The following is a 15060-nucleotide window of genomic DNA, read 5'->3' as shown; positions in this document are numbered from 1 at the left end:
AGACCGGATTAGGCTGGAGTCCGTGGCAGATCCGGCGAGCTACCGTCCGGCGCCGGGCTCCATCCCCGACCAGCCGGGGGTCTACCGCTTCCGCGACGAGCACGGCCGGGTCATCTACGTCGGCAAGGCCAAGAGCCTGCGCAGCAGGCTCTCGTCGTACTTCCAGGACATCGTCCACCTGCACCCGCGGACGCAGACGATGGTGCGCGCCGCGGCCTCGGTCGACTGGGTGGTCGTCGGCACCGAGGTCGAGGCTCTGCAGCTCGAGTACTCCTGGATCAAGGAGTACGACCCGCGCTTCAACATCCGCTACCGCGACGACAAGAGCTACCCGTGGCTGGCCGTCACCGTCGGCGACGAGGTCCCGCGGATCCGGGTGATGCGCGGCGCCAAACGCAAGGGCGTGCGCTACTTCGGGCCCTACTCCCACGCGTGGGCCATCCGCGAGACGCTCGACCTGCTGCTGCGCGTGTTCCCCGCCCGCACCTGCAGCGACGGGGTCTTCCACCGGGCACAGCGCAGCGGGCGGCCGTGCCTGCTGGCCTACATCGGCAAGTGCTCCGCGCCGTGCGTCGGCTGGGTCGGCGTCGAGGAGCACCGCGAGATCGTCGAGGACTTCTGCGACTTCATGGCCGGCCAGACGCAGAAGTACCTGCGCCGGCTTCAGCTGGAGATGAAGGCCGCCTCCGACGCTCAGGACTACGAGCGCGCGGCCCGCCTGCGCGACGACATCCGCGCGCTCGAGCGCGCCGTCGAGAAGCAGGCCGTCGTCCTCGGCGACGGGACCGACGCCGACGTCGTGGCGTTCGCCGAGGACCAGCTCGAGGCCGCCGTTCAGGTCTTCTACGTCCGCGGCGGCCGGGTTCGCGGGCAGCGCGGCTGGGTCGTCGACAAGGAGACCGACCCCGAGGGCGGCGATGGTCTGGACGGGCTCGTGGAGCAGTTCCTGTCGACGGCCTACCTCGACGAGGGCCACGAGGTGCCGCGCGAGGTGCTGGTCCCGACGCTGCCGCCGGACCCGGAGGTCGTGACCGAGCTGCTGGAGATCGTCCGCGGCGGCCGGGTGTCGTTGCGGGTGCCGCAGCGCGGTGACAAGCGGGCACTGCTCGACACCGTCACCCGTAATGCGGCGGAGTCGCTGCAGCGGCACCGGATGCGACGCGCCAGCGACCTGACCGCGCGCAGCCTTGCCCTGCAGGAGATCCAGGACGCGCTCGACCTCGACGAGGCGCCGCTGCGCATCGAGTGCTTCGACGTCTCCAACCTGCAGGGCAGCGACGTGGTGGCGTCGATGGTCGTCTTCGAAGACGCGCTGCCGCGCAAGTCCGACTACCGGCGTTTCCAGATCCGCGGGGTCGCCGGCCAGGACGACGTCGCCAGCATCCGGGAGGCCGTGGGCCGCAGGTTCCGCCGCTACGTCGAGGAAAGAGCCCGCACCGGCGAGCTCGACGTCAGCGTGGGGCCGGCACTGATCGACCCGGAGACCGGTCGCGCCCGGCGCTTCGCCTACCCGCCGAACCTCGTCGTGGTCGACGGCGGGGCCCCGCAGGTCGCGGCCGCCGCGGCCGCGCTCGCCGATGCCGGGGTCAACGACGTCGCCCTCTGCGGGCTGGCGAAACGGCTCGAGGAGGTGTGGCTGCCCGACCGCCCCGACCCGGTGATCCTGCCGCGCACCAGCGAGGCGCTCTACCTGCTGCAGCGGGTGCGCGACGAGGCGCACCGTTTCGCGATCACCTACCACCGGCAGAAGCGGTCCCGGTCGATGACCGCCAGTGCACTCGACGGCGTACCCGGTCTCGGTGAGACGCGGCGCAAGGCGCTGCTTCGCCATTTCGGGTCGGTCAAGCGGTTGCGGCAGGCGACGGTCGAGCAGATCGCGGAGGTGCCGGGCATCGGTCCGGCGACCGCCGCGGCGGTGTGCAGCGCGCTCGCCGGCGTCGAACCGCCCGTCGCCGTCGATCCCGCCACCGGCGAGATCCTCGCGGACGGCGGAGGTTTGCCGCAGCGGCAAGACACGGAGGCCGGCGCGGTGGCAGTCTCGACGTCGATCGGTGACGGGTTGGTCGAGGGGAGCGGCGAGGGATGACGACCGGCAGCCTCGACCTGGTGGTCGTCACCGGGCTGTCCGGCGCGGGTCGCAGCACCGCCGCGAAGTGCCTGGAGGATCTCGGCTGGTACGTCGTCGACAACCTGCCGCCGGAGCTGATCCCGACGATGGTCGACCTCGGCAGCCGATCGCGCGGCTCGGTCTCCCGGATCGCCGTCGTCGTCGACGTGCGCAGCTGGGCGTTCCGCGTCAACCTGCGGGAGGCGCTCGACGATCTGGAGCGCAGGGGTTGCCACGCGCGGGTGCTGTTCCTCGAGGCCTCCGACGACGTGCTCGTACGCCGGTTCGATTCGGTCCGCCGCCCGCACCCGCTGCAGGGTGACGGCCGCCTCGTCGACGGCATCGCCCGCGAGCGCGACCTGCTCCGCGACCTCAAGGGCGAGGCCGACCTGGTCATCGACACCAGCGTGACGAACGTCCACGAGCTGCGGGCGAAGATCGCCGCCGCCTTCCAGGAGGAGGGCCAGCAGCCGCTGCGCACGAACGTCGTGTCCTTCGGCTACAAGTACGGCCTGCCGGTCGATGCGGACCTGGTCGTCGACTGCCGGTTCCTGCCCAACCCGCACTGGATTCCCGAGCTGCAGCCGCTCACGGGGCGCGACCAGGCCGTCCGCGACTACGTGCTCGGGCAGCCCGGCGCGGAGGCGTTCCTCGAGCGGTTCGAAGACGTGCTGCAGGTCATGGCCGAGGGCTACCGCCGGGAGGGCAAGCAGTACCTCACTCTCGCGGTCGGCTGCACCGGCGGGAAGCATCGAAGCGTCGTCATCGCCGAGGAGCTGGCCCGCCGGCTCGCTGCCGCGGGTCTCGACGTGCAGACCGGCCACCGCGACGTGGGGCGGGAGTGAGCACCGCGCGGAGTGCCTCGCTGCGGTCGCGCCCCAGCGGGGGACCGGAGTGAGAGGGCCCCGGGTCGTGGCGCTCGGCGGCGGGCACGGCCTCGCCGCCTCGCTCGCAGCCCTGCGCCAGGTCACCGACGACATCACCGCCGTCGTCACCGTCGCCGACGACGGAGGGTCGAGCGGCCGGTTGCGGGCCGAGCTCGGCGTGCTGCCCCCCGGTGACCTGCGGATGGCGCTCTGCGCGCTCGCCGGCAGCACCGACACCGAAGCGGTCTGGCAGCAGGTCGTCCAGCACCGGTTCGCCGGCGCCGGCGCGCTTGCCGGGCACGCGGTCGGCAACCTCGTGCTCGCCGCACTCTTCGAGGTCACCGGCGACCTCGTCACCAGCCTCGGCCTGCTCGGCGAGGTGCTCGGCGTCACCGGCCGGGTGCTGCCGATGGCCACCGAGCCGCTGGAGATCGTGGCGGAGGTCGCCGGGCTCGTCGCCGACGACCCGTCGGCCGTGCACCTGGTCCGCGGCCAGGTGGCGGTCGCCACCACGCCCGGGCGGGTCGTCACCGTCCGGCTGGTGCCCGAGCGGCCGCGCGCCTGCCAGGAGGCGGTCGACGCGGTGCGCGACGCCGAGTGGGTGGTGATGGGCCCGGGCTCGTGGTTCACCAGCGTGCTGCCCCACCTGCTCGTTCCCGACCTCGCCGAGGCCGTCACCAAGACCGCGGCCCGGCGGATGCTCGCCCTGAACCTCGCCCCGCAACCGGGGGAGACCGAGGGCTTCTCCCCCGAGGCCCACATCGAAGTGCTGTGCGCCCACGCGCCGGACATCGACGTCGACGTCGTGCTCGCCGACCGGTCCTCGGTGCCCGACGCCGCCGCCGAGCGACGGTTGCGTGAGGTGGCCCGCAGCATGAGCGCCGAGCTCGTCGTCGCGCCCGTCCGGGCCGCCGACGGGTCGCCGCACCATGACGCCGACCAGCTCGCCCGGGTCTACGGGCGGATATTCACCGACACGGGAGACGACAGATGGCGATGACGGCCGCGGTCAAGGACGAGCTCTCGCGGCTGGTGGTGACCAAACCCTGCTGCCGCAAGGCGGAGATGGCGACGCTGCTGCGGTTCGCCGGGGGCCTGCACATCGTCAGCGGCCGGCTCGTCGTCGAGGCCGAGCTCGACACCGGGCAGGCCGCGCGCCGGCTGCGCAAGGACATCGCCGAGGTCTTCGGGCACTCCTCCGACGTGGCGGTGATGGCCGCCGGCGGGTTGCGCAAGGGCACCCGCTACGTCGTACGCATCGTCAAGGACGGCGAGAGCCTGGCCCGCCAGACCGGCCTCATCGACGGCCGCGGCCGGCCGGTGCGGGGCATCCCGCCGGCGGTGGTGTCCGGCGGGCTCTGCGACGCCGCCGCCGCGTGGCGCGGCGCCTTCCTCGCCCACGGCTCGCTCACCGAGCCCGGCCGCTCGTCGTCCCTCGAGATCACCTCGCCCGGCCCGGAGGCGGCACTCGCGCTGGTCGGCGCGGCCCGCCGGCTCGGCGTCTCGGCCAAGGCGCGCGAGGTCCGCGGCGTCGACCGGGTCGTGCTCCGCGACGGCGACGCGATCGGCATGCTGCTCACTCGCCTCGGCGCGCACGACTCGGTGCTCGCCTGGGAGGAACGCCGGATGCGCCGCGAGGTGCGCGCCACGGCCAACCGGCTGGCGAACTTCGACGACGCCAACCTGCGCCGGTCGGCCCGCGCGGCCGTCGCCGCCGGCGCCCGGGTGCAGCGGGCGATGCAGATCCTCGACGGCGAAGCACCCGACCACCTGCTCGCCGCCGGCCGGCTCCGCATGGAGCACTCGCAGGCCTCGCTCGAGGAGCTCGGCGCCCTCGCCGACCCGCCGCTGACGAAGGACGCGATAGCGGGCCGGATCCGCCGGCTGCTCGCGCTCGCGGACAAGCGGGCGGAGGAGCTCGGCGTGCCGGGCACGGAGGCCAACCTCACCGAGGAGATGCTCGCGCCCTGAGTGCGTGCCCTGCCCGGGCCGGGCATCGGTTACTGTCGCGACGGGAAGGCCTGTCGATCAACAGTCGTGACCCGAGGAGAGCAGTGCCGTGGCTACTCGAGTAGGCGTCAACGGTTTCGGCCGGATCGGCCGCAACTTCTGGCGAGCGGTCGCCGCGAGCCGGGCCCAGGACATCGAGATCGTGGCGGTCAACGACCTCACCGACACGAAGACCCTCGCTCACCTGCTGAAGTACGACTCCGTGCTCGGCACCCTCGCCGATGACGTGCGCGCCAGCGGTGACGCCATCAAGGTCGGCGACCGGACGATCAAGGTGCTCTCCGAGCGCGACCCCGGCCAGCTCCCCTGGTCGGACCTCGGCGTCGAGGTCGTCATCGAGTCGACGGGCCGGTTCACCGACCGGGGCGACGCGCACAAGCACGTCGACGGCGGCGGCGCGAAGAAGGTCATCATCTCCGCGCCGGCCAAGAAGGAAGACATCACGATCGTCATGGGCGTCAACGACGACGCCTACGACCCGGCGAAGCACACGGTCATCTCCAACGCGAGCTGTACGACGAACTGCGTGGCCCCGCTCGCCAAGGTGCTGCTCGACAGCTTCGGGATCGTCAAGGGCTTCATGACGACGATCCACGCCTACACCAACGACCAGGTGATCCTCGACTTCCCGCACAAGGACCTGCGGCGGGCGCGGGCGGCGGCGCAGAACATCATCCCGACCTCGACCGGTGCGGCGAAGGCGACCAGCCTCGTCATCCCCGAGGTCAAGGGCAAGCTCGACGGCATCGCGATGCGGGTGCCGGTCATCGACGGCTCCGTCACTGACCTCGTCGTCGAGCTCGAGCGCGAGGTGACCGCCGACGAGGTCAACGCGGCCTACAAGCAGGCCGCCGACGGACCGCTGAAGGGCTACCTCGTCTACACCGAGGACCCGATCGTCTCCAGCGACATCGTCGGCACGCCGGCGTCGTGCACGTTCGACTCGCTGCTGACGATGGCCAACGGCAACCAGGTCAAGGTGGTCGGCTGGTACGACAACGAGTGGGGTTACTCCAACCGCCTCGCTGACCTGACTGCCCTCGTGGCCGCTCGTCTCTAGCTCCCGCATGAAGACCGTCACCGACCTGGGTGATCTCACCGGCCGGCGAGTGCTGCTGCGCGCCGACCTCAACGTGCCGCTGCAGGACGGCCGCATCACCGATGACGGCCGCATCCGGGCCAGCCTCCCGGTCATCGAGCAGCTCGCCGGCGGGGGAGCGCGCGTGGTCGTGTGCGCCCACCTCGGCCGGCCCAAGGGTGAGGTGAGGCCGGAGCTGTCACTGCGCCCGGTCACCGAGCGGCTGGGGGAGCTGCTCGGCCGCGCGGTGCGCTTCACCGGCGACGTGGCGGGGCCGGCGTCGACCGAGGCCGTCGGCCGGCTCGGCGACGGCGACGTGGCGGTGCTGGAGAACCTTCGGTTCGACGCGGGGGAGACCAGCAAGGACGAGACTGCGCGCCGGGAGTTCGCCGCGCGGCTGGCCGCCCTCGCCGACGTCTACGTCGACGACGCCTTCGGGGCCGTGCACCGCAAGCACGCGAGCGTCTACGACGTCGCCCGGCTGCTGCCCCACGCTGCCGGCGCGCTCGTGCAGCAGGAGGTGGCCGTCCTGCGCCGGCTCACCCAGGATCCTGACCGGCCCTACGTGGTCGTGCTCGGCGGGTCGAAGGTGTCCGACAAGCTTGCCGTCATCGACAGCCTGCTGCCGCACGTCGACCGCCTCCTGGTCGGCGGCGGCATGTGCTTCACCTTCCTCGCGGCGCAGGGTCACGACGTGGGCGGCTCGCTGCTCGAGGCCGACCAGGTCGAGGCGTGCCGGCGCTTCCTCGACTCCGGCAAGGTCGTGCTGCCGGTCGACGTCGTTGTCGCGCCCGACGTCTCGCCCGACGTGGCCACCGAGGTCGTCGACGTCGGCGCCATCCCGACCGCTCGGAAGGGGCTCGACATCGGGCCGCGCACGGTCGACCTGTTCCGCGACGAGCTGGCCGGCGCGCGCACGGTCTTCTGGAACGGCCCGATGGGTGTCTTCGAGCTGGCGCCGTTCGCCGCCGGGACGCGCGGCGTGGCGGAGGCCATCGCCGCGCTGACCGGTGCCCTGACCGTCGTGGGCGGCGGCGACTCGGCCGCCGCGATCCGCCTCCTGGGCATCGGGGAGCAACGCTTCACCCACATCTCCACCGGCGGGGGCGCCAGCCTGGAGTACCTCGAGGGCGCCACCCTGCCCGGCCTCGCGGTGCTGGAGGACTGACTCGTGACCGCACGCACCCCGCTGCTCGCGGGCAACTGGAAGATGAACCTCAACCACCTCGAGGCCATCGCGCTGGTCCAGAAGCTGGCATTCTCCCTGCAGGACAAGGATTTCGAGGACCGCGAGGTCGTCGTACTCCCGCCCTACACCGACCTGCGCAGCGTCCAGACGCTCGTCGACGGCGACAAGCTCCTGATCCGCTATGGGGCGCAGGACCTCAGCGCCCACGACTCCGGCGCCTACACCGGCGAGGTGTCCGGGCCCATGCTCGCCAAGCTCGGCTGCTCCTACGTCTGCATCGGGCACTCCGAGCGGCGACAGCACCACCACGAGACCGACGAGCTCGTCGCGGCGAAGGTGCAGGCCGCCTACCGCAACGGCATCACCCCGATCCTGTGCGTGGGCGAGGACCTCGACGTACGCCGGGCCGAAGGTCACGTCGCGCACTGCTGCAGCCAGCTGCAGGGCGCCCTGCAAGGGCTGCCGGCCGAGCAGGCCCGCAGCCTGGTCATCGCCTACGAGCCGATCTGGGCGATCGGCACCGGCGAGACGGCGACGCCCCAGGACGCGCAGGAGGTCTGCGGCGAGGTGCGCTCCGCTCTCGCCGAGCTCTACACCGGCGACCTGGCCGACGGCGTCCGCATCCTGTACGGCGGATCGGTGAAGCCCGACAACATCACGGCGATCATGGCCGAGCCCGACGTCGACGGGGCGCTCGTCGGCGGTGCGAGCCTGGTGGCCGACGACTTCGCCCGGATCGTGCGGTTCGACCGCTCCGGAGCCTGACCGCACCGTCGGTCACGACTGCATAACGTGTTCGTCACGGTTGGCGCGGAACGGCGTGCCCTTACTGCACCTAACACCGGGCGCGTCGTATTGTGCCCGGTCGGGTAGCCGGACAACGGCTGCACGACGGCTGGCGGCCATCACAGGGCCGCGGGAAAGGGAGTCAGATGAAGCGAAGGCGGCTCTATACGGGCCTGACCATCGTGGCGGCCGGCGCTTTGGCGCTCACCGCCTGCGGTGGCAGCAGCGGGGGAGGCGGCGGCACCACCGGCGGTAACAACCAGTCCTCGAGCGGGTTCGGCGACTGCGACAGCAACCCGAACACCTGCAACTCGGGCACCACCACGGGCACCGGCACCTTCTCCTACGCCATCGAGAAGAACATCAACGACTGGAGCCTGAATACCGCCGACGGCAACACGTTCGAGACCGCCGAGGTCCTCGACGGTGTGCTGCCGTCCGTCTTCGTGCCCTACCCGGACCTGACCGGTCACCTCAACAAGGACCTGATGGTCTCGGCCGAGCAGACCAAGACAGACCCCCAGACGATCGTCTACAAGATCCAGCCCAACGCGAAGTGGAACGACGGCACGCCGATCGACGCCAAGGACTTCGAGTACAACTGGAAGACCCAGGACCCCGCGCAGTGCCCGAAGTGCACGCCGGCGACGACCTCGGGTTACGACGACATCCAGTCGCTGACGCCGTCCGACAACGGCAAGACCGTGACCGTCGTCTTCAAGAAGCCCTACACCGACTGGCAGGCGCTGTTCGGCCCGCTCTACCCGGCCCACATCGCCGCGCAGCACGGTGACATCAACACCCCGGACGGCATCGCGAGCACCTTCAACGACTGGTTCGCGAAGAACGTCCCGACCTACTCCGGTGGGCCCTACACGATCCAGAAGTTCGAGAACAACGTCGCTGTGACGCTGGTGCCGAACGACAAGTACTTCGGCAAGAAGGCCCAGCTCAGCACGCTGATCTTCCGGATCATCACCGACGCGACGCAGGAGCCGACGGCCCTGCAGAACAACGAGATCCAGGGCATGTACCCCCAGCCCGAGGTCGACCTGGTAAGCCAGGTGAAGCAGATCCCGGGTGTGATCTCCAACATCGGCCACGGCCTCGTGTGGGAGCACTTCGACCTCAACCTGAAGAACCCCGCGCTGCAGGACGTCACGCTCCGTCAGGCGATGTTCACCGCGGTCAACCGCGACGACATCATCAAGAAGACGGTCGGCCAGTTCGACCCCACGGCGAAGCCCCTGAACAGCCACATGTTCGTGCCGGGGCAGCCGGGCTACCAGGACAACCTGCCGAAGGCTCAGGGCAGTGGTGACGTCACGGCAGCGAAGAAGATGCTGACCGACGCCGGCTACACCGGCGTGGGCACCGCGCTGAAGGACAAGAGCGGCAAGGCCGTGGGTCCGTTCCGGATCCGCTACACGGTCGGCAACCAGGTCCGTCAGAACGAGTGCGAGCTGTTCGCCGCCTCGATGAAGCAGCTCGGCATCACGGTCAACGTGCAGCCGACCGACGACCTCGGTGGCACCCTGAGCAAGGGCGACTTCGATGTCATCGTGTTCGCCTGGGTCGACACGCCGTACCCGTTCAGCGGTGCGGAGCAGCTGTGGGAGACCGACGCGGGTGGCAACTACGGCCACTACAGCAACCCGCAGGTCGACCAGCTTCTGAAGGAGGCCGCGTCGTCGACCGACGTGAGCAAGTCGCGCGACAACCTCAACAAGGCCGACGAGCTCATGTCGAAGGACGCCTACGTCCTGCCGCTGTACCAGAAGCCGACGTACCTCGTGGTCCAGAAGAAGTACGTCAACATCCGCAACAACAACACCAACGTTGGTCCGCCGTACAACGCCGGCGAGTGGGGTCTGGCCAAGGCCAGCTGATCCTCGCCTGAGGCGACCTTCGAAGGTCATGCAGGGGCCGGCCCGCCGCACCGCGGGCCGGCCCTTCGCATGGCCCCGATCCACGACCCCGTGATGCTGGCCGGAATGCGCCGCAGACCGGCTTCATCCGGATAGCCTGTGTGGCGCCGCGGATGCCCGACCGGTGTCCGGCGGCGACCTGTCGACCTGCCCGGGAGGCGGCGGTTGCTCTCCTACTCGATCAGACGGCTCGCGGTGTCGATCCCGATCGTCGTGGTCTCGTCGTTCGTGGTCTTCGTGATGGTCGCGACCAGCGGCAACCCGGTCAACGACCTGAAGGCCCGCAACCCACCGCCGTCCCCGCAGGTGATCCACGCGCTGGAGCACCGGCTGTGGCTCGACCAGGGGCTCTTCGAGCGCTACTGGCACTGGATCAAAGGTCTGGTGCTCCACGGCAACTTCGGACCGTCGGTCAACCCGACCGACAACATCCGCACCGAGATCGTCAGCCGGCTCGGCGTCACGCTGCGGCTGGTCTTCGCGGCGATGATCCTGGCGCTGATCCTCGCGGTCGTCGTCGGCGTCATCAGCGCGGTCAAGCAGTACTCCGTGACCGACTACACGGCGACGTTCTTCGGTTTCCTCTTCCTTGCCATGCCGTCGTTCTGGCTGGCGCTGCTGCTCAAGCAGGGCGGCATCTGGGCCAACGAGAAGATGGGCGACCAGGTCTTCTACACGATCGGTGAGCAGTCGGTGCCCGCACCATCGGGCGCCTGGAACAACTTCACCGACATCACGGGCCACATGATCCTGCCGACGATCTCGCTGGCCCTGATCTCCTACGCCGCGTGGAGCCGTTATCAGCGCGGTTCGATGCTCGAGGTGCTCAACAGCGACTACGTCCGGCTGGCTCGCGCGAAGGGCCTGTCCAACCGGCGGGTCATGGTCAAGCACGCCCTGCGCACCGCGCTGATCCCGCTGGCGACCGTCACCGCGCTCGACCTCGCCGGCATCATCGGTGGCGCGATCATCACCGAGACCGTCTTCCAGTGGCACGGCATGGGTGACTACCTGCTGCAGTCGATCCGCTCCCGTGACGTCTTCGCGGTCGAGGCCTGGCTGCTGGTCTTCGCGATCGTCGTGATCCTGTTCAACCTGATCGCCGACCTCCTCTACGCCGTACTTGACCCGAGGATCCGCTATGACTGACCGATTCACCGGCGAGGCGCCGGTCGGTGAGCCCCTCGAGGGCGACACGACGCTGCACGTCAAGGCGCCGACCGAGACCGGCGCGGGGTCGTCGATCGCCGGCGCGCCGGTCGAGCGCGAGTTCACGGTGCGGCAGCGCACCCAGACCAGCCTCATCATCGGGCGCTTCCTGCAGCACAAGGCCGCGGTCGCCAGCCTGTTCGTGTTCATCGCCCTCGTGCTGCTGGCGTTCGTCGGCGGGCACTTCTGGCGCTTCAGCTACACGTTCAGCGGTCCCGACGTGTCCGTCGGCCCGTCGCTGAAGCACCCGTTCGGCACCGACAACCTGGGCAAGGACGAGTTCGCGCTCGTGCTGCGCGGCACCCAGCGGTCGGTCGAGATCGCGCTGCTCATCGCCGTGTTCTCGGGCACGGTCGGCACCATCTGGGGTGCGGTCTCGGGCTACTACCGAGGGATCACCGACACGGTCCTCATGCGCGTCGCCGACCTGGTGCTGACGCTGCCGCTGATCGCGGTCGCGGCCGTGCTGGGGCACAACGTCGGCGGTGGCAGCTGGCTGCTGATCGCGGCGATCATCGGCGGGCTGCAGTGGGCCTACGTGTCCCGCGTCGTACGCGGTGTCGTGCTGTCGCTGCGGGAGAAGGAGTTCATCGAAGCCTCGCGCGCCCTCGGCGCCTCCGACGTGCGGATCATCGGCCGGCACCTGATCCCCAACACGCTCGGACCGATCATCGTCAACCTGACGATCCTCGTCGCGATCGGCATCCTGCTCGAGACGGCCCTGTCCTATCTCGGCTTCGGCGTGCAGGCCCCCGACACCTCGCTCGGCCTGCTCGTCAGCAACGCGCAGACCGCGATCGACACCAGGCCGTGGCTGTTCTACTTCCCGGGAGTCTTCATCATCCTCATCGCGCTGACGATCAACTTCATCGGCGACGGCCTGCGGGACGCCTTCGACCCCCAGCAGACCCGGGTCCGCGCATGACCGTCCCCGCTGAGCGCGACGTCGTCCTCGAGGTCGAGGACCTCAACGTCAGCTTCCCGACCGAGGACGGTCTGGTCCGGGCCGTCCGCGGGGTCAGCTACGAGATCCGGCGGGGCGAGGTGCTCGGGATCGTCGGGGAGTCGGGCTCGGGCAAGTCGGTCACCTCGCTCGCGGTGATGGGCCTGCTGCCGCGGTCGGCGCGCATCAGCGGTGCGGTGCGCTTCGAGGGCCAGCAGCTGCTCGGCGCCGACGACAAGACGATGTCGCGGGTGCGCGGCGCGAAGATCGCCATGATCTTCCAGGACCCGATGACGTCGCTCAACCCGGTCTACGCCGTCGGTGACCAGATCGCCGAAGGCATCCGGGCCCACAACCACATCGACAAGCACGAAGCCCGTGACCGCGCGGTGCGGCTGCTCGAGATCGTCGGCATCCCCAACGCCTCGGAACGTGTCGACAACTACCCGCACGAGTTCTCCGGCGGCATGAGGCAGCGGGCGGTCATCGCCATCGCGATGGCCAACTACCCCGACGTCATCATCGCCGACGAGCCGACGACCGCCCTCGACGTGACCGTGCAGGCGCAGGTGCTTGAGGCGCTCGGCGACGCCCGCCGCGAGGCCGGGGCCGCGATGGTCCTCATCACCCACGACCTCGGCGTCGTGGCCGGCCAGGCCGACCGGGTGCTGGTCATGTACGCCGGCCGCCCGGTCGAGATCGGCACCGTCGACGAGATCTACTACGAGCCGCGGATGCCCTACACGCTCGGGCTGCTCGGCAGCTTGCCGCGCCTCGACGTCGAGCGCAGCCGCGAGCACAAGCTCACCCCGATCGTCGGCGCCCCGCCGTCGCTGATCGCGCTGCCGCCCGGCTGTCCGTTCTCGCCGCGGTGCCCGCTGTCCCGGCCGATCTGCGACGAGAAGGAGCCGGAGCTGCGCCCGACCACCCGCCCCGGCCACGTGGCGGCCTGCCACTTCTCGCACGAGCTCGAAGGTGTGCGGCCCGGCGACGTCTTCGCGGCCACGGCCGTCGACGACCAGGTACTGGAGGAGGTCGGCGCGTTGCCGGCAGCCGACGCCACCGGCGACGAGGTCGAGGCATGACCGCCACCGAGCAGACCGCCCACGCCAGCAGATTGCTGGCCGAGTCCGAGGTCATCCTGTCGGTCCGCGACCTCGTCAAGCACTTCCCGGTGCGCGGCAAGGGCGTCATCCGCGGCGTCGTCGACCAGGTGCACGCCGTGTGCGGCGTGTCCTTCGACCTGCACCGCGGCGAGACCCTCGGGCTGGTCGGTGAGTCCGGCTGTGGCAAGTCGACCACGGGCCGGACCCTGCTGAACCTCGTGCCGGCGACGTCGGGCGTCGTGCAGTTCGAGGGCGACGACATCACCGGCAAGTCGCGCCGGCAGATGCGCGAGATCCGCAAGCGCCTGCAGATCGTCTTCCAGGACCCCTACGCGTCCCTCGACCCGCGGATGACCGTCCACGACGCGATCGCGGAGCCGCTGCACATCCACAAGATCTACAAGGAGGTCGGCGGCACCGGTCGGGTTCGCGAGCTCATGAGCACCGTCGGGCTCAACCCCGAGCACGGCAACCGCTACCCGCACGAGTTCTCCGGCGGGCAGCGCCAGCGCATCGGCATCGCCCGCGCGCTCGCGCTGCAGCCGCAGGCGATCGTCCTCGACGAGCCGGTGTCCGCGCTCGACGTGTCGATCCAGGCGGGCGTCATCAACTTGCTGGAGGAGCTTCAGGACACCTACGGGCTGTCCTACCTCTTCGTCGCGCACGACCTGTCCGTGATCCGGCACATCTCGCACCGCGTCGCCGTGATGTACCTCGGCAAGATCGTCGAGGTCGCTACCGTCGACGAGCTGTTCGGCAAGCCGTCGCACCCCTACACGCAGGCGCTGATGTCGGCGATCCCGATCCCCGACCCGCGCAAGGAGCGGGAGCGCGAGCGCATCCTGATCCAGGGCGACGTGCCGAGCGCGGTCAACCCGCCGAGCGGCTGCCGGTTCCGCACCCGCTGCCCGAAGTTCGCCAACGAGCTCACCGATGCCGAGCGCCGGAAGTGCATCGACGAGGAGCCCCCGCTGATCGATCACGGTCAGGGCCACCCGACCGCCTGCCACTACGCCGAGGCCCGCGCGGTCGTCTAGCCGCGGCGCCACGGCGACGCGCCACCTGCGCCGCCCGACGCGGCGCGGCGCGTGGCGTACCCTGCAAGTGCCGGACCCGGCTGACCGGCGTACGACGAGGAGCATTCCGTGCTGAGCGCAGCGATCGCCGCCATCCTGTTGGTCACGAGCCTGCTGCTCGTGGCGCTGATCCTGCTGCACCGCGGCAAGGGCGGCGGTCTGTCCGACCTTTTCGGCGGCGGCGTCTCCTCGTCCCTGTCGGGCTCCTCCGTCGTGGAGAAGAACCTCGACCGGCTGACGATCATCACCGGGATCATCTGGTTCGCCTCCATCGTCGCCCTCGAGTTGTTGCTGAGCCCGGGCGGCTGATCGCACCGGCACTTACACTCGACCGCAGGTGCCGTCGCGTTGACTGAGGAGTCTTGACCGTGGCTGGTGGTAGCGCGATCCGGGGCAGCCGGGTGGGGGCCGGTCCCATGGGCGAGGCGGAGCGCGGCGAGTCCGCACCCCGCCGGCGAGTGGCGTTCTGGTGCGCCAACCAGCACGAGACCAGGCCGTCGTTCGCGGTCGAAGCGGTGATCCCCGACGTCTGGGACTGCCCGCGGTGCGGCTACCCGGCGAGCCGCGACAAGGACAACCCGCCCGCCCCGCCGAAGACCGAGCCCTACAAGACCCACCTCGCCTACGTGCGCGAACGCCGCAACGACACCGACGGCGAGGCGATCCTCGCCGAGGCTCTCTCCCAGCTCCGCGGCAACAAGTAGCCGACCGCCCCTGGGCTTCGGCCCGCGGCGTTCTCGGGCGCTTACCTGCCCTCCGGGC

Annotated in this window: 14 protein-coding genes; all 14 read left to right on the top strand. The window is 70.4% G+C overall.

The features are described from left to right. Positions 1 to 22: 22 nt before the first annotated feature. The 14 genes from uvrC (at position 23) to VFJ21_14395 (ending at position 15002) form a co-directional block, all read left to right on the top strand. The gene (gene uvrC / locus VFJ21_14460) at positions 23 to 2086 is read left to right on the top strand and encodes an excinuclease ABC subunit UvrC (GenBank protein ID HET7408322.1); all 2064 of its coding nucleotides are present in this window, start codon (positions 23 to 25) and stop codon (positions 2084 to 2086) included. Continuing rightward, positions 2083 to 2952 (top strand): RNase adapter RapZ, encoded by an 870-nt coding sequence (rapZ, locus tag VFJ21_14455; protein ID HET7408321.1) that lies wholly within the window; start codon positions 2083 to 2085, stop codon positions 2950 to 2952. The genes uvrC and rapZ overlap by 4 nt, the downstream gene beginning before the upstream one ends. 49 nt (positions 2953 to 3001) lie before the next feature. Beyond that, positions 3002 to 3973, top strand: coding sequence for a uridine diphosphate-N-acetylglucosamine-binding protein YvcK (gene yvcK / locus VFJ21_14450; GenBank protein ID HET7408320.1), 972 nt, complete (start codon positions 3002 to 3004; stop codon positions 3971 to 3973). After that, on the top strand, positions 3964 to 4944 hold the full coding sequence (gene whiA, locus VFJ21_14445; GenBank protein ID HET7408319.1) for a DNA-binding protein WhiA: 981 nt from the start codon (positions 3964 to 3966) through the stop codon (positions 4942 to 4944). The genes yvcK and whiA overlap by 10 nt, the downstream gene beginning before the upstream one ends. Positions 4945 to 5032: 88 nt before the next feature. Beyond that, positions 5033 to 6043 carry a type I glyceraldehyde-3-phosphate dehydrogenase gene (gene gap / locus VFJ21_14440; GenBank protein HET7408318.1) on the top strand — a complete coding sequence of 337 codons (1011 nt, stop codon included), beginning with the start codon at positions 5033 to 5035 and terminating at the stop codon, positions 6041 to 6043. Between the two features lie 7 nt (positions 6044 to 6050). Further along, positions 6051 to 7229, top strand: a complete 1179-nt coding sequence (locus VFJ21_14435; protein ID HET7408317.1) for a phosphoglycerate kinase — start codon at positions 6051 to 6053, stop codon at positions 7227 to 7229. Between the two features lie 3 nt (positions 7230 to 7232). Further along, complete coding sequence (tpiA, locus tag VFJ21_14430) at positions 7233 to 8015, top strand: triose-phosphate isomerase (GenBank protein ID HET7408316.1); 783 nt, start codon at positions 7233 to 7235, stop codon at positions 8013 to 8015. A 167-nt stretch (positions 8016 to 8182) separates the two neighbouring features. Beyond that, positions 8183 to 9925: an ABC transporter family substrate-binding protein gene (locus VFJ21_14425; GenBank protein HET7408315.1), complete on the top strand. Its 1743-nt coding sequence runs from the start codon at positions 8183 to 8185 to the stop codon at positions 9923 to 9925. Positions 9926 to 10129: 204 nt separating this feature from the next. Next, complete coding sequence (locus tag VFJ21_14420; protein HET7408314.1) at positions 10130 to 11113, top strand: ABC transporter permease; 984 nt, start codon at positions 10130 to 10132, stop codon at positions 11111 to 11113. Next, the gene (locus tag VFJ21_14415; GenBank protein ID HET7408313.1) at positions 11106 to 12098 is read left to right on the top strand and encodes an ABC transporter permease; all 993 of its coding nucleotides are present in this window, start codon (positions 11106 to 11108) and stop codon (positions 12096 to 12098) included. The genes VFJ21_14420 and VFJ21_14415 overlap by 8 nt, the downstream gene beginning before the upstream one ends. Then, complete coding sequence (locus VFJ21_14410; GenBank protein HET7408312.1) at positions 12095 to 13201, top strand: ABC transporter ATP-binding protein; 1107 nt, start codon at positions 12095 to 12097, stop codon at positions 13199 to 13201. Before VFJ21_14415 ends, VFJ21_14410 begins: the two co-directional genes overlap by 4 nt. Then, on the top strand, positions 13198 to 14259 hold the full coding sequence (locus tag VFJ21_14405; GenBank protein HET7408311.1) for an oligopeptide/dipeptide ABC transporter ATP-binding protein: 1062 nt from the start codon (positions 13198 to 13200) through the stop codon (positions 14257 to 14259). The genes VFJ21_14410 and VFJ21_14405 overlap by 4 nt, the downstream gene beginning before the upstream one ends. Before the next feature lie 111 nt (positions 14260 to 14370). Next, positions 14371 to 14607 carry a preprotein translocase subunit SecG gene (secG, locus tag VFJ21_14400; protein HET7408310.1) on the top strand — a complete coding sequence of 79 codons (237 nt, stop codon included), beginning with the start codon at positions 14371 to 14373 and terminating at the stop codon, positions 14605 to 14607. A gap of 59 nt (positions 14608 to 14666) precedes the next feature. Further along, complete coding sequence (locus VFJ21_14395; GenBank protein ID HET7408309.1) at positions 14667 to 15002, top strand: RNA polymerase-binding protein RbpA; 336 nt, start codon at positions 14667 to 14669, stop codon at positions 15000 to 15002. Positions 15003 to 15060 lie beyond the last annotated feature (58 nt).

This window comes from Mycobacteriales bacterium, from assembly GCA_035690485.1.
Lineage (GTDB): Bacteria > Actinomycetota > Actinomycetes > JAFAQI01 > DASSKL01 > DASSKL01.
This window is presented reverse-complemented; position numbering and strand designations above follow the sequence as displayed.